We start from the raw sequence: 22595 nt of genomic DNA on the forward strand, positions 1-22595 counted from the left end.
GGGCTTTGATGTAAAAGAATAACAAGAGTCAATCTTATTTCGTGTATGCGTAAATATGCATACACCGTCGTAAAGAAACATTTCATTTCTTGTGAAATATTTCACTTATGGAATATATCATGACATAGAAATCACCTAAATGTGTGCAGAAGTTGTGCAGAAACAGTGGAATTACTACTAACACGTAAAACTACATCCTAAATTTATAAAGTAAAAGTGAGCAATAGAAATTGTAGTACTTGTAATGAAAAATTTTAGGTATATATATGGATGAATTGCACCAAGTCGTCTTGAAACCCTTCATCGTTAACTTAAAACGCATGGCAATGTGAGATCACATTATTTTAAAACAACGTGCCATCTCCAGTTTCCATATATCTTTCTATCAATACTTTGAAATTACTTATCACTTGTAAACATTTCCGAATCCGTCAATATAGTTTCATAAAACTTATCATATTCTTCACTGTATTGAAGTTTTAACTTTTCTATTAAACTTGTATCTGGTGAAACAATGTCAATAACGTCTGTACTTATATACAATAAATAAGTATCGTTATAAAAAGAAATATACGCTTGCTGACCACCATTAACGACATACTTGCAATACTTATATACTTCATCTTCATGTGTACCTTTAATCGTAGTAAATATGATTGTACTTTCAAGATCATCAACGTCTACTTTCGTTTCTGCCCAATTCTTAATCTTCATGAACCTTCCAATTTTTGTTTTCTCATTTATTCTCTTACTTTTACCATATGTTATGTAACCGGAAATAAATGAAACATCAATTGTATCAGGACTTTTAAAAAGTTCAGTCAAAATCCCTCTTAATCCTCTCAAATTACCCTCAAATAATTCTATATCGAATCTAATCCTATTTTTCGCCTCCACTTGAAAAAATGGTGTAGCTGTCATGTCAGCAAAATTTACATCTAGTATTTTCATTCTTTCCATTTCATCAATTCCTCGCTTCATATAACATAAAAGTGTCTATATCATTTAATATAGACACCCTTTCACATGTATAGTTTTAATAACAGCCTGTAAATTTAAAAATTTCATCAGCCGCTTGCTTATACCCACCTGATTTTCGGAGAGACTCCTTCAAATTCAAAGCAGCTTCTTTACATGACGGATTATTTAATACTATTTCTACACTTTCACTTAGTTGATCCACAGTTAATCCTTGCATTTGCAATTTAACTCCTGCCCCAAGACTCTCCACTTGCTTTGCGATTACTGGCTGATCTGCACTTTGCGGAATTACAACGATTGGAACACCGTTATATATCCCTTCATGCGTACTGTTCATACCGCCGTGTGTAATAAATAGTTTCGTATATTTGAGAAGTTCAGTTTGTGGTACATAGTTTTTCACAATGAAGTTTTTAGGGATATTACCTAAATCACTTATTTCCGTTTTGTTGCCAATAGACATAACAATTCTATGCTTACTATTCTCGAACGCTTTCATACAAAGTTTATAAAAATCAAGCGCTTCATTAAAAACAGTACCTAATGAAATGTAAATCAGGCTTTTTTCTTCAATTGAAGTGTAATCAAAACCTTCATTTTTCACTTGTGTAGAGATAGATGGACCCACAAATTTGAATGTTTCATTAAATGTATCCCCAAAAGGTTGGAACTCCTTAATTGTATACACAATAGTAAGTGAAGCTGGATTACAGAAAACTTCATACGGTGAGTTTATATCAACACCATATTTTTCTGTAATTCCATTAGTTAAGTTTTCAAAATCATTATGTATTCTATCCTGAACTTCCAGTGGGATATTTTTAGAAAGATGGTCTAACATTTGTTTAAATGATTTTTCATCTTGTGCAAAAGATGTGCATGAATTTATGGCTGGAAGATTAAGAATTTGGGCAATTAAGCGGCCACAGCCAAACATCGAATCATGAATAATATAATCAAAATGTTCACCTTCAATTTGTTCTAGAACACTAGGTATTACAACATCCGTTGTATGTAGAAGGCCGTTTATTCTTTCCTGTAAATAATTTCGACCACCGGAAAGAAATGCTTGTATAAATTTTTGATCATCAATCGTTCGTACAGTAGCACCTGTCTTCTCAATACGCTCCCTGAAAGCCTCTATTGAAAAATAAACTACCTCTTCACCGCGAGAAATCAGTTCTTCTACAACATGTAATGTTGGATTTATATGTCCTTCTGATCCAGTGTTAATGAATAAAACACGTGCCATTCAAAACACTCCTTAAATTTTAAAATTTCTATGTTGTAAAGAATATGGATACTTTCCATACTCTTTACGGAGTTATATGTATCATTTTCCTGCTAAATTGACCTAGCAAGCCTAAACCCAAGATCATCTATATGAAATGTAGGATGGCTACGGCGGCGACAAGTAGCACCGCACCCTCTCGCTTCTTCAGCCCAGCTACCGCCTCGAAAAATTCGGTACGATCCATATACCTTTTCATCATACAAATCATAACACCATTCCCAAACGTTCCCTAACATATCATATACTCCCCATGCATTCGGTTCTTTTTTACCGACCTCATGAATTTTCCCATCCGAGTTTTTATTATACCAAGCTATCTTATCAAGTTCTCCATATGTATACCCAGTAGTCCCTGCTTTACATGCATATTGCCACTCTGCCTCAGAAGGTAATCGGTAGCCGTTGGACTCTACATTACAACTAACCTTTTGACCGCCATCACTAATAGAATAATATTCTTTTAATCCCGCTTTTTTTGAAAGTAAATTACAAAATATAATCACATCATTCCAAGAAGTATTAACAGCGGGTTTATGATTGCCTAGAAAAGAATTTGATGATTCATTTATAACAGTATAATATAATTCCATCGTTACAGTATATTGTGCAAGAAGAAACGGCTTAATTTGTGCTTTCCATTCTCTTTTAATTCGATCGTCTCTTAATACTATCTCCCCTGCTGGGATTTTTACCATATAAGAATCAATCGAGCGAATGATTTCATTCAATATTATCCCTCCAATTCAAAATAGAACATAATTTAATTCTTTTAATGCACCAATTTATACTTACTGCACTTCCTTTAAGAATCGTTGAACCTCATTTGGAGTTTTTAAAATAATAACTCTTTTATCCTTTTTTAATTGATCTAGTCTTTTTACAATTGCAGGTCTTTTTGACTTAGGATATTCCCATATCCATTTAAAAAATTGCAAGTCAAACCTCTCTTCACATCCAGCGCCCATATCCGGCCTTGTTTTATTCCTATATTGCACAATTCTTTTAAAAGCACGATAAACACATATCGTCCTATGAATATCCAGAAAAACGATTGTATCAGCTGCGTTAATTCTTATGTCAATTGTCCCACCATAATTCCCATCAATAATCCACTTTTCTTCTTTAATTAAGTCATTTTGAACTGTTCTGTGTTCCTCCCTCGGAACACCTACCCAATTCGGTTTCCAAAATAACGCATCAAGATGATACACCTGTATTTTTAGTTTATTTCCTAACTGCCTTGCTAATGTAGATTTTCCTGAACCACCAGAACCAATTAATATTATTTTTTTCATAAATGACCCCTTTTTAAAATCCCTTATTTCTTCCGTAACATAAACTCAAAAAGTATTCCTACTCCAACACCAATTGTGTAAGCCACTAAATCACTCCATAAAAATCCGTAACCTAATACGAGTCCACCTAAAGTCGTTGCACGAATGCTATCTATCCATTCCGCATGGTACAATTGGCTAATTTCAATCCCGTAGCAAAATATCAAACTATTAAAAGCTAATTTCTTCGTTTCTATTTTAGGAAACAAAAACCCAAATCCAGTGAAAATCATTAATGCCCATAACGCATCACCTAAGTAGTCATTTAATAAATCAGGTAATGCAAAAGCAAACTTTCTTGAACTAAGACCTAAAATAATAACAACTATAGTAAACACTGCATATAGTAATCTATTTCGTTTCGTATTCATTTCAAAATCCCCTATTTTATAATTTATAACTGTAAATAGCTAGTAAAATATAATCATTTTACTAGCTATTTATGGTCGACTTCACTTTTTATTTAATCTAATAACTCTTGCTGCTTTTTCTTTGAAAATGATTGTAGTACTAAATCATACGACCAATCAATCATTTTATTAATTTGTTCTTGTTCTACATCCTTATGTATATACACAGTATTCCAATGTTTTTTATTCATATGATATCCAGGAATAATTGTTTCCGGATAATCTTCTCTTATTCGCAAGGCAAGTTCTGGATCACATTTCAATGTAATCGCAGCTTTTTCACCCTCTTCATGGTTCACTATCGCAAATATTTTATTATTGATCCTCATACAAGTTGCACTCCAGCCATCTGGAGAATCTTCTGTCGCTTTTCTTTTCGATAAACAGTACGCTCTTGTTGCATTCATTCTTACTGACACCTCTTATTCTTTCACAATTTGATTGCGGTGCATTACAATTTGCTTCGTCGCTTGAAATTGCTGTTCACCATAAAACTTTATTAGTTTCTCTCCGCAAAATAGACTAACAATATCAATATGAGATATCTCTTTCAGTAACATTGTAAGCATATTCTCTCCAATGCCTTTATTTCTTACACTTTCATGTACGACAACATCTTCTATGTACGCTCGAAAAACACCATCTGAAACGACTCTAGCAAACCCAATTAACTCATTTTCTTTCCATACCCCAATTGCTATGCTATTCTTTAACATTTTTTCAATATCGATTTCTTTTCTTTCTGGCCACCAACCTACAGAATCGTAAAGCATTTTTATTTGTTGTGCAGAGATAGACTGTTCGTGGTGAGATTTATAAGTGTACATTTTTCGTTCTCCTAGTAAACATAATATAATTATATTAAAGTCTTTTTTCTAAAAAATGCTGACTATGACCTTTAGGATGATCTTCAACAATCCCAAACTCTCGATAACCATGCTTTTTATAAAAATCTGGTGCTTGGAAACTAAATGAATCTAGTAATATTAGTCTACATCCTTTTTCTTTCGCGATTTCTTCGATTTTATGTAATAATTGGCTTCCATATCCACCATGACGAACTGATTCATCTACCCATAAAAAATCGATATGAAGGTGATAAAAATACATCGTTCCTGTTACCCCGCCAAAGATTTTCCCTTCCTCATCTTTCACTACGAAACTTACTTGTTCCATTGGTTGCTTTACTTCATCTGTTAAGGTGGACATGTTATATTGAATTACTTTATTTTTTATGTATTCGCCTTCAGTGCGAGTACCGTTCTCTATACGTTTCATATGTACTTCTTCCTTTCAATTCTTATAATATTTACATATTTTTATTTCTTCATTTCAATAGACTAATCCATACAAATCCACCATATGTAACAAAACATGAAAAACTAATTAACCCCGGCATTGATACATACCCTGTTCTTGCATAACTTATGACGATATAACTAGCAATTAATGGAATAGATTTATACCTGTGACATAAGGGCATATGCTTATTTTTATTTTTAAAGGCTTTTTCCTTATACTTGCGTGTTAGCTAGTTCATAAACTATAAAGTGTAAGTGGATGAATGATAAGGATGGTGTAAAAATGAGTAAATTTAAAAAGAAATTTCATATTCCGTGCGAATGTTTTGGTCCCCCTTTACCTCCACCTGAAATTGGTCCAACGGGTCCAACAGGACCGACAGGACCGACAGGACCAACAGGACCAACAGGACCAACAGGACCAACAGGACCAACAGCAGTAGGGTGTTGTCCATGTACTAATGTTCTTGACAACCCTGGATTTGATGAGCTACCAATAATAACCGATCCAGTTCCTGGTTGGAATCAAACTGGGGATGTTACAGAGGTAGGTTTTCCAAATGCCCATAGTGGTCGTATTCTTTCAAATGGGACACTTAGTCTCTTAGCTGCGTCAATTGAACCAGGTGGAAGTATTAATCAATCGGTTGATGTTGGCGAAGGTTGTTGTTTTACACTTTCTTTCGCTGCGGATGTAAGGGATAATGCATTTCTTATAGCTTCTGTATCTTTTCCAGAACTTGGACACGGATGTCCTCCTCTCGCTACAACTCTTGGTTCATTAAATATTCCACATATTATACCTGTTGGGAATCAACCGCAATCTCTTTTCCAACATTATATTCTTGTTGTGTGTATACCTCCTGGTGTGACTACAGCATGTGTTGCTTTCCAAAATATTGCTACAGGTGGAGAAGGTGCAACAGCTTTTGTTGATAATGTTGTATTCCAACCTACTGGTGGACCTTGTCCTTCATGTTCACAAAATTTCTAATGTATTGAAGTACTTGCAGCTTTTCGTTTTACTGGCGAATCACAAAACCATTAAGGAGAGCCTTTGTGCTCTCTTTTTATGTTAGAAATCACCAGACACTCCCATATGCTGAGCGCATTCCTTTATAGTCCCGATACATATGAGCGATTCACTTTTGTAAACGGTATACTCCTTTAGGTGCACTATTCCCCTCCCTGCTATTAAAATAACGTTTTTATTCAATTATCGGTTACAACGTTTGGTTGACTTGTCATCTTATATTCTTTATATAAGCACTTCAAAGCTTCTAGAATTGTTTCATCAACCTCTTTATTATCAAATCGATTAGGTAAATCTCTTCCCCCAATTACATAAAGAAACGGAAATTCATGAAACATTCCTATTATACCAATATTTATTGTAGCGGTGGATAAACCACCTGTCATATGAGCTAAATGATAATACGGTATCCCTTCATAATCACCTTGTTGTCTTACCATTCCACTAATAATGGGTTCCCATAATTCTGGTTCTGCTTTATACCCTTGAAAAATATGTACTAAAAGTGAAAGAACTTGATTTAACTCTCCGACATTTTGCTCATCTCTAGGGTTTTCCTGTATATGAATCTTTGAAAAGTACGTTAAAATATTTTCTCTGACAGTTTCCCATCCTCCGCAGTGCATAACAATTGACTTTGCAATATAGCTGTCGTGACATCCTATCATCACTTCAACCGCTTTACTAAGTGTTAATGTAGCTCTGTCTTGTAAGTGAGGATATAACTGCGCACTATCCTCATTTGGATTATACTTAATGTGATGAAGTGTATCACTCCAACTAATTAGTTTATCCTTTACCATCTTTGCTACTGTAAATCCAATTGCCACTTTTGCTGCTGATGCTAAAGGAACGTATAGCTCATTGTTATGGGTAGCAACTATATTTCCATTCTTTGTTGAATAAACAAGTATTCCAACTTGACCAATTTGTATTTCTTTTATTTTTCTAATGACAGCCTGCATATTCATCCCTCTTCTTATATCGTTTTATCATCTTCTCAAAATTCGATATAGAATATAAGAATCCTTTTTTGTTAAATGATAATCATGAATACAATAAGAAAAAGATAGCATGAGATTTCTTCATACTATCTTTTGAAATATATACAATTTCTTTTTAAAATTATTTTTACAGTAATAGATACAGCTATTCTTCAGTAGGATTTTTAGGACCATTAAGCTCCAATTGATAAAAAGCTAAATCTAGCCATCCATTGAACTTATAACCAGCCTTTTTTATTGTTCCCGAATAAACAAATCCGAAGTTTTTATGCATTGCAATGCTTTTTTCATTTTCCGCATCAATTCCAGCAATTAAGGTCATATATTCTCTTTCTTTTGCAATTGTAATTAATTCTTCCATTAAAGAGGACCCAACTCCATTTTTTCTATATTCCTTATCAACATACACAGAATGTTCAACTGAATATTTATAGGCAGGCCATGCCCTAAAGGGGCCAAATGTCGCAAATCCTACTACTTTATTATCTAGCTCGTAGACTAAAATTGGATAGCAATCAGCCTTTTTTTGTTCATACCAATCTATTCTATTTTCAAGGGTTACAGGTTTGTACGCATATACAGCTGTTGAATTAAGGATTGCATCATTATAAATATCTAAAATAAATGTTACATCTTTTTTCATTGCTTCCCTTATCATTGTTTTCTTCCTTTCATAATGATCTTTCTCTGTACCTTTCTTTCAACTGATCTACCTAATAATAATTCAAACTTATTTCTACAACCGAATTCTAGATTTTCGAAAACCATCAATTGCATTTAGTACCGCAGATAATATGAAGATAATTATCCCTCCACCAATTAACCACGTTTTAAATTCCTCTGGAGAAATTGCAAACACATTTGCCACATACGTAATGAATCCTTCGTTAAATAAATGAGGATTTACTACGATTACAATGAATACTATTGTTGCAGCTAACTGTAGGATTGCATTCCCAATTGCCAACCTTGTCGTCCATTGTCCCTGTACTAACTTATAAAGAGATATAGCTACTTCGAAAACGATCATAATTACAACGATTGGCCAATACTGAAGTAAAACATCTTGATTGAAAGTTGGTGCGACAAATTTCAGTCCATCTGCTGCACCATTATATACGCCAACAAGATGATTCGCATAAAAGTAAAGGGTAGCCCAAACTGCTGTCCACATCAAACCTCCAAAAACTTCAAACTTTGAGATCGACTTTTTCTTTGGAACATACGAGATATTTTTCAAATCATCAGGAGTCCATTTTTTTAAACTTGTCGTCAACGGTTGCGTACCTTTGTCTTTATCTGTTCTTTCTAAAATAGCAAATACAAGTGTCAACCAGAAAAATACATGGAGGCCTACTTCGACAATTTCCCCAATGCCTTTACCTATCAATTGTAAAATAACATTTAATACTGCTTGATCACCAGTATAGCCTATAAAATTTTCTGCAATCATTGCAATGAGTGCGATAACAGCTGCAATTGGTATGATCATTTTTAATAATGTCGTATACACATCAAAATAACGTGGTCCAATTAAATGCATCGGTCTATCCAAATACCCATTAGCCAATGAAACTGGGCTCCCCAATTTTTCAAGGACACTCTTTACATCTTCCTCATTGTACTCATCAGGTAACATATCCTCTATTGTCGACCGTAGCTCAAGCGTAATATCTTCACGATTTTTTTCAGGTAATCTCTTCGCAACTTCTTGGACGTACATATCAATCAAACTCATTCTCGTCCTCCTCCTTTAATAAGTTATAAAGTTCTTTTGAATCCTTTATCCATTCCTTTTTCAACTGCAAAAATATATTTAATCCATATTCACTTAAAACATAGTACTTACGAGGTCTACTCTCAGTTTTATCCCAACTACTCGTCACTAGCTCCTGCTTTTCTAATCGGCGAAGTAGTGGATATAAAGTACTTTGATCTATCATGATTCCTGATTGCTCCAATAATTGGACAAGCGAATATCCATATTGCGGCGTTCTTAGTTGACTTAAAACCGCTAATGTCAATGTCCCTCTCCTTAGCTCAGTAATTAATGAATTTAATAAAGTATCCATTCACCCACCTCATTTCCATTACTATATGTCATACAGTATGTGTTTTATACTATGTATCGTACAGTATTAGTGTGACAAAAACAATGATTTTTCAAAAAATAGACAATAAAAAGCACAAACGATATGATTTGTGCTTTTCTAGCTAACTTAAATACCTATAACACTCTTAACTTTGTCCCTCTGGTAATAAAAAATCTCCCTTTTCTTTAAGAAATGGAGCAACACCTACAATTGCCCCAAAATTGATTACTCCATATACATGCGGGTATTCTTGACCGTTAGAAGCAAGTTCATATTTTATTTCTGCTTTTACTAGGGATGGATCAATTGTAAGTAATAATACATCTTCTTCATGACTGAAATGTGTTTCCGCAACTTTTAAAGCTTGGTCTAATAATGAACAATGAATGAACCCCTCTTCTTTAAGTGAGGCTTCATTAATCTCTCTAGTTGTTTTTGCGATTTCCCAATTTCTTTTTGTTATTACTTTTGTAATCATATCCATTCCCCCTATATCCTTATATAGAAAAAAGAGGTTTTTCTGTTTATTACTAGAAAATCCTCTTTTTTATTTATTTTATCCCCTTAATTAATGGCGACGCTTCCCCACTATGGAAAATCCATAAATCATGAAGCGATCTCGTACATCCGACATACAATAATTTCGCATCATGTTTTGTATTTTTGTAATGTTCCTCATCAACGTCGATTAGAAGTACGGCATCAAATTCTAAACCTTTCGCCAAATATACAGGTACTACCGAAATACCACCTTCATATTTGCTTTGATCTGCTTCAATGACATTAACAGTCAACCCTGCATTTGTTAACTTCTCATATATATCACGGCATTCATCATCTGTTCTTCCAATTACCGCGATTGTTTTCACATCTTCAGTTTGCAAATGCTGTAATGTCTTTAAAACTTCAGTAAATTGGTCCTCTGCTGGAATTACTTTCACGTCTTCACCGCTACGGAAAACTGGAGTTGCCAGTCCCACTGGAATCTCTGCATTTTTAATTATTTCATTCGCGAATTCAATAATTTCTTTTGTAGAACGATAACTTCTCGTCAATTCATAATAACCTGTTTCCTGGAATACTTCCTTAAAAGCACCCCAGTCTTCAATTCCTTGATAATCATAAATCGCTTGAGATAAATCACCTAATATAGTGAAAGAATTACCTAGTGTAATTTCTTTTAATACATATACTTGGAATGGCGAGAAATCTTGCGCTTCATCAATAACGACGTGATGGAACTTTTGTCCAATTTCAATTCCTGTTATGCGATGTTGTATGTAAATTAAAGCTGGTAAGTCTTCTACATACACTTCTTTTTTACGACAATTCTTTTCTGTTTCTTGAACAAGTTCTTCAGGTAATACTTCGAGTATTTCTTTACTCTTTATCATTGAACTATATAGTGAAAGCGGGCTCATTTTCGGCCAAAAATTCATATATGTGTTCAATCTCTTTGTTGCTTCTTTTTTTAGTAATTTTTTCTCGTTCGTTTCTCCAAACTTTTTAAGCTCAATTTCAATCCAGCGCTTCATACGGCCGACTAAACGTTCTCTTCTTTTCTTTAATGGATAGTGTTTATATTCAACCTGCATCCATTTTTTAACGTCTTCCACTGGAATAACAGCTTTATCCCATGCCTCAAAATCTTTTGTTGGCACTAAATCTTTTTCAAATTGAATCATTCTTTCTTCAATAAACGACTTAAATTCCAGCGTGCCTTTCAATTTACCTAGCATAACCTTTTTTTCATCGCGATTAATTGAGAAAGCTTCTTTCAATTTTTCTTCTGTCTGCTTCAGTTTCACCGAACCATCTAACGTACGTAATGCCCAATCTGGAAACGTTGTTTGACTAATATTTCCTACACCTAACTCAGGAAGTACACTTGAAATATAGTCTAAAAACAAACTGTTTGGAGCGAATACGATCATTCTCTCCGCTTCAAGTTGTTCACGATATTCATAAATTAAAAAAGCAAGGCGATGTAAAGCGATCGTTGTTTTTCCGCTCCCTGCAACCCCTTGAATTAATAACGGTAAGTTTCTTTCCGCACGAATAATATCATTTTGCTCCGATTGTATAGTCGAAACGATATCTTTCAATTTGTTATCTTTATTCTCACCTAATCGATATAGAAGAAAATCATCAGCATGTGAGACATCTTCATTTCCTTTCACATATGTATCAACAACACGTTCTAGTTCTCTCTTTCGAATCGAAATGTTTCGTTTTAAATAAACATCGCCTTCTACTAATCCGTCTGGTGAATGATAAAATGCTAATTCTTCACCACCGGTAAATGAATAAAACATACTTGCGACAGGTGCACGCCAATCAATTACAATTGGTTTCATCGTATCTTTATCTGAAACACCTACTTTACCGATGTAAATCGGCATTACGTCTTCCTTGCCATCCTCCTGAAAGTCTAATCTTCCAAAATACGGCTCATGTACACCAATACGTAAGCTTTGTCTATTAGACTCCCTCATACTTTCAAGAATTTGCTCTTTAAAATTTTCTCCATAATAAACCGGGATTTTTTCAAGCTGTTCTAATTGATCATCCATCGTACTTAAAGTATCTTTCATTTTTTGTAACTCTTCGTCAAAAATGTTGTTCATTTGATGATTCCCTCCTGTCCGTTCCAATTTTTTCAGTCGAAATATAATTGTATTAAAAATCCATTCATAAAGTCAATAGTTTTAGTAAGAATTTTCTAAATTAAAAAAGAGTAGAGATTAATCCCTACTCTTCCTTACTTTAATTCGATATGCCAAACATTCATTTAATGTTGCCAATTCTTTATATTTTCGTTTTTCAAAATCATATGCTCCCCCAGGGAAGAATCCCATAATACTTAAACCCGCTTCAGCACATAGATTGCTAATCTCATCTACCGTATAACATCGTAAAGACTGTGTTACTACATCATTTGGATAATTAGGGTCCCACCAATGATCTAACATTCTTTCATTTATACTATCATATTCGTATTTTCGCATAGCTGCACTTAAGGACATTTCTTGTCCACTTATTTTTTTCCAATACAATGGTTGATAAATATCAATAAGTGCACATCCATCATCCTTCATCCAATTTTTAATCCGTTTTAATAGAATCAATTGCTCATCATCTGTTCCTACACCAAAACCGTCTAAATAACTAACAACATCAAACTTTTCTTCAAAGTTAATTTTATAAAAATCAGCGCAATGAATATCTATATTATTAGTAGAATGTTCTTTTGCAAACATAACTAACTCTGGTACAAGTTCAACCGTAGTCATTTTCACTTGTAACCTAGACATCGCCCTTGCAAATCTACCATTTCCTGCTCCTAGTTCTAACATCGCTTGAAATGGATGACCAACTTGTTCTTGAACTTCTTTAGCAACCTGCTCTAACCAGCTTTCTGTATTGATATCGTAATTCGACAGTTCGAATTGTTTTTGGTAAAATTCCTTCACATTTAATTCGTTCATTATTATTCTCCTTCTGCACTAGATTTTTCTGCTACAGGTGAGAAACTAAATTTCTGACACCCATGAAAAAAACCATTTTTATTTCTCTATATTTATGATTTATCAAAATAATAAGAATTTTGAAATTACCAATATGAAAAGCAGATAATGATCGATTCCACTATCTGCTCTATAGCTGCTTTTATTTTCCTTGTTGATACTCCACCCAATCACCAGAAATGATGACTTTCTTTAGCATCTCTTTATCTTGAGCAATATACACAAATGCACGTATTTCTCTATCACCTAAATAAATCGTTTCGGTGATTCGGTCATATAAATCACTCTCTGCATTACCTGTGTATTCTTCAAGTTCATCTAACTTTTGCAGAACATCATCATTTACTTCATAAACTTCTCCGTATACTTTGTCCTCATTTGAACAAATCATCGCAGGATACCCTTCGTATGTATCAAATAATTTACCATACGTCCATGCTTCGTCTGCGATGCATATTGCACCTTGCATAAAATGAGCATTCGTTTGCTCTTTTCTTAACGTGCCATACACGAAAACGTGATGCATAAATCCCTATCCCCTTTATATGTCTCTACTTTCTAATTTGTAAATAAGCACGAATCATAAAGTAACTCACTTCATTTGGAAGTTGGTCCTTAATCGATTTCAGACCACCCTCTGCATTTTGCACGGCAGTTTCAATCAGTGATTCATATTCTGCAGGAACAAAACTGTTCCAGTCTACTTCCATTCCATCTTCAAAGCAGCGAATTAAATGATTTTCAATTGTTTGTCTTGATAAGCTACGTTCTTTAGCAATTTCATCTAGATCAATGCCTTGTTTATACATTTCATACGTTTCTAAATGAGAATTCGCTGACGCTTTTCCTGATTTTTTACTCTCTGAAACAACTTCAGTCTTAATTGTTTCCGCATAGTTTGGGTTATCCTCAATAAAGTGCTGAACTGCTTGTAAGAAGTGAGACCCGTACTTCACAAGTTTGTGTTCTCCGATTCCTTTTACAGTTAGGAGTTCAGAGTCACTTTGTGGCATTTTCGCACACATATCTTTTAACGTTTGGTCAGAGAAAATAACGAACGGTGGTACACCTTCTCCTTGTGCAATTTCTTTACGCACTTCACGAAGCACTTCAAATAAAGGATGGTCTTGAACAATTTGTCTCGTTTCTACTCGTTCTTTGCGTAAAACATTCTCTTTACCAAGTAATACTTCTTTTCCTTTTTCCGTTACTTTTAATGTTGGATACGTACCATGTTCAACTGCAATTAACTCATCTGAAATTAAAAACTCAATAAACTCACTGACTTCTTTTACACTACGGTTTGATAAAAGACCGTACGTTGGCAAAGTATGAAAATTAAATTCAATGACTTTCTTATTTTTAGATCCAGTTAATACTTGTGCAATCATTTGCTTTCCGAATCGTTGGTTCGTCCTAATCATACAAGATAGTACCATTTGGGATTCTCTCGTCACATCGATACTTTCACGGTCATCCGTACAATTACCGCAGCGACCACAATCTTCCTTCGGCTCTTCTCCGAAGTATTGCAAAATAAATGATTGTAAACATTGTTCTGTATGACAGTAATCGGTCATATTTTGGAGTTTTTCAAGCTCATTTGAAAAACGTGATTCTCCAGTTGATTGATCGATTAAAAAGCGTTGTACTTGCACATCTTGAGAAGAATATAACAAAATACATTCACTATCTAATCCATCACGACCAGCACGTCCTGCTTCTTGATAGTAACTTTCCATATTTTTTGGAAGTTGATAATGGATAACGTAACGTATATTCGATTTATCTATACCCATTCCAAATGCAGATGTTGCCACCATAACACTTATTTCATCTCGTAAAAAGAGTTCTTGCTGTTCATTTCGATCGTGGTCGCTCATACCAGCATGATATTTCGATACAGAAACTCCTGCTTTCCCTAAATCTTCATATAACTGATCGACAACTTTTCTTGTAGCTGCATATATAATCCCAGATTCCTTCTGATTTTGACGAATATAATCCGCTAAATAAGCATTACGATCCTGTCCTTTAATGACAGAGAATGATAAGTTCTCGCGCTCAAACGTTGTCATAATCGTGTTTTCTTGATTAATTCCAAGCGTGTTGCAAATATCTTCACGAACTTGTGGTGTTGCCGTAGCAGTTAACGCTAATACGAGCGGCTTCTCTGGAAGATAATCTAATATGCGATGTATATGTAAATAACTAGGACGGAAATCATGTCCCCACTGCGAAATACAGTGCGCCTCATCAATTGCAATCATCGGGATTTTCATATCGATAAGTTGATCAACAAATTCCATTGAATCAAGACGCTCAGGCGCCACATAAAGTAACTTATAATGGCCTTGTTTCGCTAATTGAATTCGTTGATTTGCTTCTGTAATAGAAATAGAACTATTAATATAAGTAGCTGAAATACCGTTTTGTACTAATGTATCTACTTGGTCTTTCATAAGTGAAATCAAAGGTGAAATAACTAATGTCGTTCCTTCGAATACTAATGCAGGAATTTGATAACAAATTGACTTACCACCACCCGTAGGCATAATACAGACTGTATCTTTCCCATCTAATACATTTTTAATTGTTTCATCTTGTCCTCTTCGGAATGACGAATAACCGAAATAAGACGCTAAAAGTTCTTGTGCTTTTGTAAACAAAAAAGAGTCACCTGCTTTTCTTTATCTTTCATCTATTCCCATTATATCATCAAACTGATTCTCGCCACTTTGAATTTTATAAGTATTTGAGTTCTATTTGCTTCCTACGTTTTCCAACATAAAAAAACAAATCTAGTACACAAGAAGAAAGAATTTCAAAATAAATATTCATTTAATTTACCTTCCTAGAATACTACTAATCGTATACATATGAATTTGAGGAGGTTAAATTATGAAGAGTCGTTACAATAATTCCAACAAACCTAAAGCATTAAATAAACAACTCCAATTCTCTAATAATGATGCGTGGAAATATGAATCATTTTATAAGTATCAGCCCTTATTTTCTTATAGCAGGTTTATGAATTTCCTTTCTCAACTTTTTAAACGTTAATACATGTGCCAAATATATATCATTCAAACAAATTTTCTCAACATATAACTTATAGACTTACTACAATACAGTTGTTACCATATATAATAATCTGTTAGATAAACCCCTTATGTTGACCTGCTTAAATTAGCAGGTCTTTTTTTATACTTACATATTGCAATGTATCGTAGCCTGGCTGAAAAGTCTTTTCTCCATTTTAGAACCCTATTCCGCTCTCCACAAATGATTGTAATTCCAAAAAGCAAAATATAAATCCGCTACATTCATACAAGCAATTCATTTTTTCTCAATACACAAAGTGAATTTCATTTGTTACTATAAAAGTACTCTAGATGAGTTTTTGCTCATCAACATTATCTAGTTAAAGGGATCTGCCGCGGGAAGCAGATCCCTTTAACTTTATTAAAAAGCACCCTTCTCATTTGGACACATTTACCAGGTTTTTTTGAAAGAATTTTATGTTAATATTACGTAGTCGAGTCCGACATCTCGGCAATACCCTTTTGAGGTCCTGCAATTTCCCTTGCAGGACCTCTATTATTTTAGAATTCTTTTTATTCATATATATCATAAGCGTGTTTTTTATTCCCCTTCAACTTTCTCCTTTTCCAACTCTCAAAAAAACTCTTGGACACGTAACTTAAAAATAACGTTTATCATATTGTGAGATATACATGTTCAAAGGAGTGTAACTATTTATGTATACTTATTGGCAATCGTATTACTCCCCTTATCATATCACTAATGGAAACTTCGATTCATTTGTACGAAATTACCGAGTTAGTAAAAACGAAAACTTTCTAAAAGGATATATGCGTTCTTTATGGGAACAACACGTTGCTTGGACACGATTAGCCATTATAGGCATCATCTTTAACTTGCCCGACGTAAACGTTACCGTTGGACGTCTTCTACAAAATGCAACACACATGGGGCTATCACTTGAACCATTCTACGGAGAAAATGCAGTAAAAAAATATAGTGCATTAATTAAAGACCACTTAACAATCGCTGCTGATCTTGTTAAAGCCGCAAAAGCTGGTGATCAAAACGCAGCGGCCGCTATAGAAAAGAAATGGTACGCTAATGGAGACGAAATTGTTGAGTTTCTAACTAGTATCAATCCATATATAGAAAAAGAAGAATTTAGAAAAATGTTTTATGAGCATTTAGCGTTAACGAAAGCGGAAGCACTTGCCTTCCTAAATAAAGATTATGATGCCAGTGTAAAACTATACGATAAAATTGAAAAAGAAGCATTAGAAATCGCCGACATGATAACAAACGCAATCGTAAAACAATTTCCGCAAGTATTTCAATAAAAATAAGCCGATTTGAAAAAACAAATCGGCTTATTTAGTTTTCTATCAATGATATTTCACCACTCCTCTTTACATTTAACGTATATCGATATATTTTATTAATATCCGTTTTTTATAGGAGGAAATAGTTTGATTAACGCAATTGGTCTCGTATTTATTCTCACAAATAAGCACGAGAAAAAGAAGAAAGTTTATCTGAATGAAAAATTCGCATTAATAGACATTATTGATTCTAAAGAAGTATTTGATGATGAAGGTAACTCATTAGTAGAACTAACATGTAAATACAGCATATACTTAGATGAAAAATACTATTGTAAATCTCTCGATGATTATACTGGACAAGTATTCCCCTTCTTAAGCGCAAAAATAGGAAAGGGACTTCTTAGAAACTTAAATTATTACTTTTCTTACGTTGATGCCTATGATAAAAAACCACCTGTTAAAGAAATAAGACCGCTTATGAAACAAGTAACTAACAGATAGCGGACAGTATTCAAAAAGAAAGCACCTAACTTCAGATGCTTTCTTTTTTTGAATCAGTAACTCTCTAACTTTCATCTCCTTCTAAATATATATACCCACGCATACTTTAAAATAAAAACATTGGAGGATTAGGCTGAATGAAATATTCAGAATCAATCGTAAGTAAACGGCTTCGAAAACTTAAAACAACTGGTATGTTTTTTATACTATTTTTAATCGCATGGCTTGGATATACAAAATTCCTTTATGGAAATGGTTTTCTTCTAGAAAAGAAAAATTCAGTTGAAGTAATGAATACTAGCGTTACTGGAGAAATAGAAAAGAATTTCGATGTAAACTTACAAGGTTTTCGTAAAACGAACCTTGATACACTTATAGATGCTAGTAAAACCAATCCTAGCGAACTATCCTTAATTGAACTTATCAACACATCTTGTTCTAAAGATTGCATTGGCGAACCTTTAACTTACGTTAAATCAAACCACGGATATATCTTTTATAAGGAATCTAATGGTACTAATGTAGCTTTAAAGATTATAAAACAGGATTCATGGGAAATTGAAAAAAATCTGTTCAAGATGGAATTTAAAAGGTTTATACACAAAAAGAGTACTTACTTCAAAGTACTCTTTTTAAAATATTACCACTTACGACATTTATCATCATCGTCGTCACGTTTACGATTGCGACGGCAATCATTACAATCACAGTCACGTTTACGTCTACAACCACAATCATCACAATCTCTGCGTCTACATCTTCCAAACATTAAATCATCCCAAAATCTATTACAATCTCTGCGTCTACAACCACAATTATTACACATGAATATGACTCTCCCCTAATATAAAATAGAATTCATCATATTCTATGTTTAAAAGGGTAAAAATGCTTGTTTACTAGTCTATTTTAAATGTATTAATTTGGAATAATTTGAATCTATATTACTAATTTATCCCTATACTTCCTTCTGCGCTTCCACAGCCCCCTTCAATCTCTGCAACATATACCCAATTCCTTTACACCCTTCTAATGGATATGTAATGATTTCTTCTGGATATAGCTTCGTCACTACTTTTTTATGCTTCTTTCCCGCAAGTAAGACGATCTCTTCAAACTGAAGTAAATCTTTATCAACCATCTGTTGTTTTAATTGTTCTATGCTAATAATCTCATTACTCTTTGAATCAAATGCAAGATCATAGTTTTCTTGTACGATATCATTTGGTCTTAAGAATCCATGCTTTGCTGATAATATAACCCAATTCTCGAAAAACTCAGTTGCATACGCCTGACATGCTTTTCCGAATGGACTAATATATACATCTTTTGCCTCTTCCTCTCCACGCTCTGGGTAATTATCCCAAATTTTCTTCTTTCCGCATGGAATTATGCATAACCTTTTCATCGTTATTTCTTACCTCACTTCTATATTTCTTATGAAATATCAATTTTCCAGTACATTTTTTTACAGAATACTATATACTTATCTCGAAAGATAAAATTACATTATCTCCTATATTTGGTTTAATTTATTTCAGAACAGTCTATTAAGCATATGTATTATTACATAAACACACCGTACTAAAGTCACTTTCATACATCATGGAGACTCCTCATCCTTTAGTGAATTTGTAAAGATTTCGTAAAATCAAGTACACTTAATCTCCCAATACCTATTCAATAATACAATATATAAATATAGTATGAAAAGGAGGTGAATAACTATGAAAAATATACTCCCAGCATTATTAGCTTATATTATTGTTTGTATCATCGCGATTATCATTCCAGCATCTGAGGGCTATAATACTGTAGGTTGGAAATTCTTTGTTGGGCAAGCGTACGCAATACCTATTTTCATTATTGCAGCTATTATCACATTTTATATAAATAAGAAACGATCTTATGAATAAATGATAAGAAGGATAGCTATTGCTATCCTTTTTTATTTCCATCCAATAGGCTCTTCTGTAATTTTATAATAAAAAGGACAAGTAGCCAATATGACTACTTGTCCTTTCTTTTATCCATACTCAATAATATTAAGCTTGGAATGTTTCTGTTAATACAGGAACAATTTGTTTTTTACGAGATACAACACCTTTTAAAGTAGCTGTGTTGTTTTGTAATGTTACGTTGTAAGCTTTCTCAACAACGTTTGTTGCTTTACCAATCGCAAGACCAACAGAATCGTTAGTTAAGATATCAGTTACAACGAATAAGAATAGGTCCAAACCTTTTTCTTCTACTACTGTAGTGATAACTTTTTCAAGTTCTACTTGGTGTACAAGAACGTCGTTTGTATCAACAGCGTTTACTTGTGCGATTTCAACTTTCGCGTTACCCATTTGGAATTCTTTAGCGTCAAGAGAGATTAATTGCTCCATTGTTTTTCCGCTTAAATCAGCACCAGCTTTTAACATTTCTAAGCCGTAGCTATCTGCATCTACACCAGCGATTTCCGCTAATTCACGAGCTGCTGCTACGTCTTGTTCTGTGCAAGTTGGAGATTTGAATAGTAAAGAATCTGAAATGATTGCAGATAACATTAAACCAGCAACTTCTTTACGAATTGTAACACCATTTTCTTTGTACATTTTGTTTAAGATTGTAGCTGTACATCCAACTGGCTCACAACGGTAGTAAATAGGATCGCTTGTTTCAAAGTTAGCAATACGGTGATGGTCAATAACTTCTAATACACGAACAGATTCGATATCGTTAGCACTTTGTTGACGCTCGTTATGGTCAACTAAAATAACGTTGTCCACTTCGTTTGCTACTGTCTCAACAAAACGCGGTCCTTCTACTTTAAAAAAGTCTAACGCAAATTGAGTTTCACCGCTGATTTCGCCTAAACGTACAGGCTCAGCATTCATTCCTAATTCTTTTTTCAATTCTGCATAAGCAATCGCAGAACAAATTGCATCTGTATCTGGGTTTTTATGCCCGAAAACTAGTACTTTTTCCATGTTTTCCACCTCTTCATGAAAAGGATATCTTAAAGAAGCAAATATGACAATATTTAAAGCCGAATTTTTTATAAATAATTGTACTTTCTTCTATATTTTTCATAAAAAAGATCATCTAAAATGAATTAGATGATCAAAATGTATATTTAATTTAAAATAGTGTAGGAACTTGCACTACATTGTTAAACGCAAAATTGGAATTTAAACCATTATTCACAAGGTTCACATCAATAACTTGATAAAACGCATTTCCAGTGTCCGCAATCTCCCAAACAGCTAAAATAAGATGGTAGCCACTACGATCAGTTGGTACATTTGCTTCATGCATTACTGTTGTCCCCGGTCTAACTCCGCCATCATTTTTCACATAGAACGGCACTAAATCTAAACTAGACCTTGTTAAAGGCATATTTGGATTCCAATCCTTCTTTGTAATGTAGTATTTCCATTCTTTCGTACTATGAGGAGCCGTTAATTTCCACTTGAATGTATTCGTCCCGCCGTTTAACGTAACTTTCTTCCACCTATCCACTGATTGAGCGTCTAAAGCAGGAAAATGACCAGCACCTGCAATTTGTCCATCAGAAGGTCCTAATTGCGGAAAGCCGCCTATTCCTTCTACACTTTGTGGTTCATATTGAACTGGACCGCAATTTACATTTACCCCTTGCTTACATAAAAAAGATCGGCTCGCTGGTGATTCTACATACCCATGAGCTGAAGCCTTTTCTGAAAATCCAAATGTTAATAATCCCGTAAGTAATATCCCACCACTTAACATAATCTTTTTCATCTTTTGTAAACTTGTCTTTTTCATTCTTTCATCCCCTTCCCAAAAATGAAACGAAAATAACTATAGTTGCCTAGTCATCTTCTCTACAACCATTATAAGTGGAAGGGCATTACTAAAAGAACCCTCTAAAAACTTTCTCAAATTCAATTAGTATATTAAATAAAGTTTATTGATACATTCAAATAACACCGCTAGAAAAATATAGACGGTGTTAAATATACTCAATTAAACCATTCGTTTACAAATAAATTACGAAATTGGCAAAGGTAGTCTAATTATCGAATAGCCCTCTTCCTCTCAGATTTGCGGAAACAGGCTCCTTTCCTATTTCACGTGCCCATATAGATAACTGGCCGATATGGTGGATTTCATGGACAATGACATGACGTATTATCTCTCCGTGTGTACATTCAATGACTCGGCGCCTGATTGGGGCGTCTCTAGAGCTAATCGTTTCTTCATTGAAATCAGTTTCTGAAAGTTTCCGAGAATCCATTTCATTTGTCCAAGATGTCACAAATGGCTTCACTTTCTCGTGATATTGAGCTGAGAGATTTTTTACTTTTTGCAAGCTGGCATACTCTTCAAACAATGGCTCCTCAGGAACTGGCTCACCTCGCAAACCTAAGATCCACATATATTCCACATCTACAATGTGAAATAAAGTATGTAGGATACTGCCGAACCCACCGACCCGTTTCTTTAATAGTTCTTCATCCGGCATGTCTTCGCACAATGTAAACCATTCATCACGAACTTGCCAGTTATATTGAAACAGTTTCAACATCACAGCAACCTCCATCTTTTAGATTAACATTTAATATTCACCAAAATACTTCAAAATCCCTATTTAAATAATAACTCTAAAAAACCTGTTAAAACCTTATACAAATTGGCCCTCAAATTGAACATTTAATATGAGGTTAATGAATGAAAAGAAAACCCCTATTATACAGGGGTTTATCAATCTTTTTACAAA

At 34.0% G+C, this 22595-nt stretch carries 26 protein-coding genes and 1 pseudogene; 5 read left to right on the plus strand and 22 right to left on the minus strand.

The window, feature by feature from the left end:
• Positions 1 to 399: 399 nt before the first annotated feature.
• The 8 genes from SB773_RS25840 to SB773_RS25875 all read right to left on the minus strand — a co-directional run bounded on the left by SB773_RS25840 (position 400) and on the right by SB773_RS25875 (position 5297).
• Positions 400 to 960 carry a phosphatase gene (locus tag SB773_RS25840; RefSeq protein WP_410592991.1) on the minus strand — a complete coding sequence of 187 codons (561 nt, stop codon included), beginning with the start codon at positions 958 to 960 and terminating at the stop codon, positions 400 to 402.
• A gap of 76 nt (positions 961 to 1036) precedes the next feature.
• Positions 1037 to 2233: a macrolide family glycosyltransferase gene (locus SB773_RS25845; protein ID WP_410592954.1), complete on the minus strand. Its 1197-nt coding sequence runs from the start codon at positions 2231 to 2233 to the stop codon at positions 1037 to 1039.
• 92 nt (positions 2234 to 2325) lie between these two features.
• The gene (locus SB773_RS25850; RefSeq protein ID WP_410592955.1) at positions 2326 to 3003 is read right to left on the minus strand and encodes a formylglycine-generating enzyme family protein; all 678 of its coding nucleotides are present in this window, start codon (positions 3001 to 3003) and stop codon (positions 2326 to 2328) included.
• 60 nt (positions 3004 to 3063) lie between these two features.
• Entirely contained in the window at positions 3064 to 3570 is a 507-nt protein-coding gene (locus tag SB773_RS25855) for a DNA topology modulation protein (protein ID WP_113770867.1), read from the minus strand.
• Positions 3571 to 3593: 23 nt separating this feature from the next.
• On the minus strand, positions 3594 to 3980 hold the full coding sequence (locus SB773_RS25860) for a ribosomal maturation YjgA family protein (RefSeq protein ID WP_113770866.1): 387 nt from the start codon (positions 3978 to 3980) through the stop codon (positions 3594 to 3596).
• 92 nt (positions 3981 to 4072) lie between these two features.
• Positions 4073 to 4426 carry an MmcQ/YjbR family DNA-binding protein gene (locus tag SB773_RS25865; RefSeq protein WP_113770865.1) on the minus strand — a complete coding sequence of 118 codons (354 nt, stop codon included), beginning with the start codon at positions 4424 to 4426 and terminating at the stop codon, positions 4073 to 4075.
• 15 nt (positions 4427 to 4441) lie between these two features.
• Complete coding sequence (locus SB773_RS25870; protein WP_410592956.1) at positions 4442 to 4846, minus strand: GNAT family N-acetyltransferase; 405 nt, start codon at positions 4844 to 4846, stop codon at positions 4442 to 4444.
• Positions 4847 to 4880: 34 nt separating this feature from the next.
• Entirely contained in the window at positions 4881 to 5297 is a 417-nt protein-coding gene (locus SB773_RS25875; protein WP_016120345.1) for a GNAT family N-acetyltransferase, read from the minus strand.
• Between the two features lie 306 nt (positions 5298 to 5603).
• Here SB773_RS25875 and SB773_RS25880 point away from each other — a divergent pair, with 306 nt between their 5' ends.
• Positions 5604 to 6314: a collagen-like protein gene (locus tag SB773_RS25880; protein WP_341074526.1), complete on the plus strand. Its 711-nt coding sequence runs from the start codon at positions 5604 to 5606 to the stop codon at positions 6312 to 6314.
• A 218-nt stretch (positions 6315 to 6532) separates the two neighbouring features.
• On the opposite strand, the gene SB773_RS25885 is transcribed toward SB773_RS25880, so the two are convergent.
• The 9 genes from SB773_RS25885 to recQ form a co-directional block, all read right to left on the minus strand.
• The gene (locus SB773_RS25885; RefSeq protein WP_410592957.1) at positions 6533 to 7318 is read right to left on the minus strand and encodes a serine hydrolase; all 786 of its coding nucleotides are present in this window, start codon (positions 7316 to 7318) and stop codon (positions 6533 to 6535) included.
• A 184-nt stretch (positions 7319 to 7502) separates the two neighbouring features.
• Positions 7503 to 8015 (minus strand): GNAT family N-acetyltransferase, encoded by a 513-nt coding sequence (locus SB773_RS25890; RefSeq protein WP_410592958.1) that lies wholly within the window; start codon positions 8013 to 8015, stop codon positions 7503 to 7505.
• A 78-nt stretch (positions 8016 to 8093) separates the two neighbouring features.
• The gene (locus SB773_RS25895) at positions 8094 to 9095 is read right to left on the minus strand and encodes an HAAS signaling domain-containing protein (protein WP_410592959.1); all 1002 of its coding nucleotides are present in this window, start codon (positions 9093 to 9095) and stop codon (positions 8094 to 8096) included.
• On the minus strand, positions 9082 to 9429 hold the full coding sequence (locus SB773_RS25900) for a PadR family transcriptional regulator (protein WP_002013008.1): 348 nt from the start codon (positions 9427 to 9429) through the stop codon (positions 9082 to 9084). Before SB773_RS25900 ends, SB773_RS25895 begins: the two co-directional genes overlap by 14 nt.
• Positions 9430 to 9595: 166 nt before the next feature.
• Positions 9596 to 9928 carry a DUF952 domain-containing protein gene (locus tag SB773_RS25905; protein WP_131247486.1) on the minus strand — a complete coding sequence of 111 codons (333 nt, stop codon included), beginning with the start codon at positions 9926 to 9928 and terminating at the stop codon, positions 9596 to 9598.
• A 73-nt stretch (positions 9929 to 10001) separates the two neighbouring features.
• Complete coding sequence (locus SB773_RS25910; RefSeq protein ID WP_410592962.1) at positions 10002 to 12077, minus strand: HelD family protein; 2076 nt, start codon at positions 12075 to 12077, stop codon at positions 10002 to 10004.
• Positions 12078 to 12194: 117 nt separating this feature from the next.
• The gene (locus SB773_RS25915; protein WP_044438961.1) at positions 12195 to 12938 is read right to left on the minus strand and encodes a class I SAM-dependent methyltransferase; all 744 of its coding nucleotides are present in this window, start codon (positions 12936 to 12938) and stop codon (positions 12195 to 12197) included.
• Positions 12939 to 13119: 181 nt separating this feature from the next.
• Positions 13120 to 13503 carry a gamma-glutamylcyclotransferase family protein gene (locus SB773_RS25920; protein ID WP_002032638.1) on the minus strand — a complete coding sequence of 128 codons (384 nt, stop codon included), beginning with the start codon at positions 13501 to 13503 and terminating at the stop codon, positions 13120 to 13122.
• A gap of 25 nt (positions 13504 to 13528) precedes the next feature.
• The gene (gene recQ, locus SB773_RS25925) at positions 13529 to 15646 is read right to left on the minus strand and encodes a DNA helicase RecQ (RefSeq protein WP_002013002.1); all 2118 of its coding nucleotides are present in this window, start codon (positions 15644 to 15646) and stop codon (positions 13529 to 13531) included.
• A 1092-nt stretch (positions 15647 to 16738) separates the two neighbouring features.
• Here recQ and SB773_RS25930 point away from each other — a divergent pair.
• The 3 genes and pseudogenes from SB773_RS25930 to SB773_RS25940 all read left to right on the plus strand — a co-directional run bounded on the left by SB773_RS25930 (position 16739) and on the right by SB773_RS25940 (position 18437).
• On the plus strand, positions 16739 to 17362 hold the full coding sequence (locus SB773_RS25930; RefSeq protein ID WP_410592965.1) for an acetylglutamate kinase: 624 nt from the start codon (positions 16739 to 16741) through the stop codon (positions 17360 to 17362).
• Positions 17363 to 17491: 129 nt separating this feature from the next.
• Positions 17492 to 17848, plus strand: a complete 357-nt coding sequence (locus tag SB773_RS25935) for a hypothetical protein (RefSeq protein WP_000606233.1) — start codon at positions 17492 to 17494, stop codon at positions 17846 to 17848.
• Positions 17849 to 17985: 137 nt separating this feature from the next.
• Positions 17986 to 18437: pseudogene (locus tag SB773_RS25940) on the plus strand (hypothetical protein).
• Between the two features lie 51 nt (positions 18438 to 18488).
• Here SB773_RS25940 and SB773_RS25945 read toward each other — a convergent pair.
• Together SB773_RS25945 and SB773_RS25950 are read right to left on the minus strand one after the other, a co-directional pair.
• Entirely contained in the window at positions 18489 to 18674 is a 186-nt protein-coding gene (locus SB773_RS25945; protein ID WP_235705867.1) for a hypothetical protein, read from the minus strand.
• Between the two features lie 132 nt (positions 18675 to 18806).
• The gene (locus SB773_RS25950) at positions 18807 to 19256 is read right to left on the minus strand and encodes a DUF6884 domain-containing protein (RefSeq protein ID WP_410592968.1); all 450 of its coding nucleotides are present in this window, start codon (positions 19254 to 19256) and stop codon (positions 18807 to 18809) included.
• Positions 19257 to 19575: 319 nt separating this feature from the next.
• Between SB773_RS25950 and SB773_RS25955 the strand changes: the two genes are divergently transcribed.
• Positions 19576 to 19764, plus strand: coding sequence for a DUF4017 family protein (locus SB773_RS25955; protein ID WP_002012993.1), 189 nt, complete (start codon positions 19576 to 19578; stop codon positions 19762 to 19764).
• 129 nt (positions 19765 to 19893) lie between these two features.
• On the opposite strand, the gene ppaC is transcribed toward SB773_RS25955, so the two are convergent.
• The 3 genes from ppaC to SB773_RS25970 form a co-directional block, all read right to left on the minus strand.
• Positions 19894 to 20823 (minus strand): manganese-dependent inorganic pyrophosphatase, encoded by a 930-nt coding sequence (ppaC, locus tag SB773_RS25960; protein ID WP_060751371.1) that lies wholly within the window; start codon positions 20821 to 20823, stop codon positions 19894 to 19896.
• 151 nt (positions 20824 to 20974) lie between these two features.
• Positions 20975 to 21640: a lytic polysaccharide monooxygenase gene (locus tag SB773_RS25965; protein ID WP_131247497.1), complete on the minus strand. Its 666-nt coding sequence runs from the start codon at positions 21638 to 21640 to the stop codon at positions 20975 to 20977.
• Between the two features lie 247 nt (positions 21641 to 21887).
• A complete protein-coding gene (locus SB773_RS25970) occupies positions 21888 to 22403 on the minus strand; it encodes a DinB family protein (protein ID WP_215576380.1) in 516 nt (171 codons plus the stop codon).
• Positions 22404 to 22595 lie beyond the last annotated feature (192 nt).

Source organism: Bacillus sp. SIMBA_074 (genome assembly GCF_046534555.1).
Classification (GTDB): Bacteria; Bacillota; Bacilli; order Bacillales; family Bacillaceae_G; genus Bacillus_A; species Bacillus_A mycoides.

Excerpts from the sequence above, each read along its gene's own strand:
- SB773_RS25890 (WP_410592958.1), bottom strand. The coding sequence starts at position 8,015 with ATGATAAGGGAAGCAATGAAAAAAGATGTAACATTTATTTTAGATATT.
- SB773_RS25910 (WP_410592962.1), bottom strand. The coding sequence starts at position 12,077 with ATGAACAACATTTTTGACGAAGAGTTACAAAAAATGAAAGATACTTTA.
- SB773_RS25915 (WP_044438961.1), bottom strand. The coding sequence starts at position 12,938 with ATGAACGAATTAAATGTGAAGGAATTTTACCAAAAACAATTCGAACTG.
- ppaC (WP_060751371.1), bottom strand. The coding sequence starts at position 20,823 with ATGGAAAAAGTACTAGTTTTCGGGCATAAAAACCCAGATACAGATGCA.
- SB773_RS25920 (WP_002032638.1), bottom strand. The coding sequence starts at position 13,503 with ATGCATCACGTTTTCGTGTATGGCACGTTAAGAAAAGAGCAAACGAAT.
- SB773_RS25955 (WP_002012993.1), top strand. The coding sequence starts at position 19,576 with ATGAAAAATATACTCCCAGCATTATTAGCTTATATTATTGTTTGTATC.
- SB773_RS25875 (WP_016120345.1), bottom strand. The coding sequence starts at position 5,297 with ATGAAACGTATAGAGAACGGTACTCGCACTGAAGGCGAATACATAAAA.
- SB773_RS25895 (WP_410592959.1), bottom strand. The coding sequence starts at position 9,095 with ATGAGTTTGATTGATATGTACGTCCAAGAAGTTGCGAAGAGATTACCT.
- SB773_RS25865 (WP_113770865.1), bottom strand. The coding sequence starts at position 4,426 with ATGAATGCAACAAGAGCGTACTGTTTATCGAAAAGAAAAGCGACAGAA.
- SB773_RS25950 (WP_410592968.1), bottom strand. The coding sequence starts at position 19,256 with ATGAAAAGGTTATGCATAATTCCATGCGGAAAGAAGAAAATTTGGGAT.
- SB773_RS25870 (WP_410592956.1), bottom strand. The coding sequence starts at position 4,846 with ATGTACACTTATAAATCTCACCACGAACAGTCTATCTCTGCACAACAA.
- SB773_RS25860 (WP_113770866.1), bottom strand. The coding sequence starts at position 3,980 with ATGAATACGAAACGAAATAGATTACTATATGCAGTGTTTACTATAGTT.
- SB773_RS25880 (WP_341074526.1), top strand. The coding sequence starts at position 5,604 with ATGAGTAAATTTAAAAAGAAATTTCATATTCCGTGCGAATGTTTTGGT.
- SB773_RS25840 (WP_410592991.1), bottom strand. The coding sequence starts at position 960 with ATGGAAAGAATGAAAATACTAGATGTAAATTTTGCTGACATGACAGCT.
- SB773_RS25885 (WP_410592957.1), bottom strand. The coding sequence starts at position 7,318 with ATGCAGGCTGTCATTAGAAAAATAAAAGAAATACAAATTGGTCAAGTT.
- SB773_RS25905 (WP_131247486.1), bottom strand. The coding sequence starts at position 9,928 with ATGATTACAAAAGTAATAACAAAAAGAAATTGGGAAATCGCAAAAACA.
- SB773_RS25965 (WP_131247497.1), bottom strand. The coding sequence starts at position 21,640 with ATGAAAAAGACAAGTTTACAAAAGATGAAAAAGATTATGTTAAGTGGT.
- SB773_RS25930 (WP_410592965.1), top strand. The coding sequence starts at position 16,739 with ATGTATACTTATTGGCAATCGTATTACTCCCCTTATCATATCACTAAT.
- SB773_RS25945 (WP_235705867.1), bottom strand. The coding sequence starts at position 18,674 with ATGTGTAATAATTGTGGTTGTAGACGCAGAGATTGTAATAGATTTTGG.
- SB773_RS25900 (WP_002013008.1), bottom strand. The coding sequence starts at position 9,429 with ATGGATACTTTATTAAATTCATTAATTACTGAGCTAAGGAGAGGGACA.
- SB773_RS25845 (WP_410592954.1), bottom strand. The coding sequence starts at position 2,233 with ATGGCACGTGTTTTATTCATTAACACTGGATCAGAAGGACATATAAAT.
- SB773_RS25970 (WP_215576380.1), bottom strand. The coding sequence starts at position 22,403 with ATGTTGAAACTGTTTCAATATAACTGGCAAGTTCGTGATGAATGGTTT.
- SB773_RS25855 (WP_113770867.1), bottom strand. The coding sequence starts at position 3,570 with ATGAAAAAAATAATATTAATTGGTTCTGGTGGTTCAGGAAAATCTACA.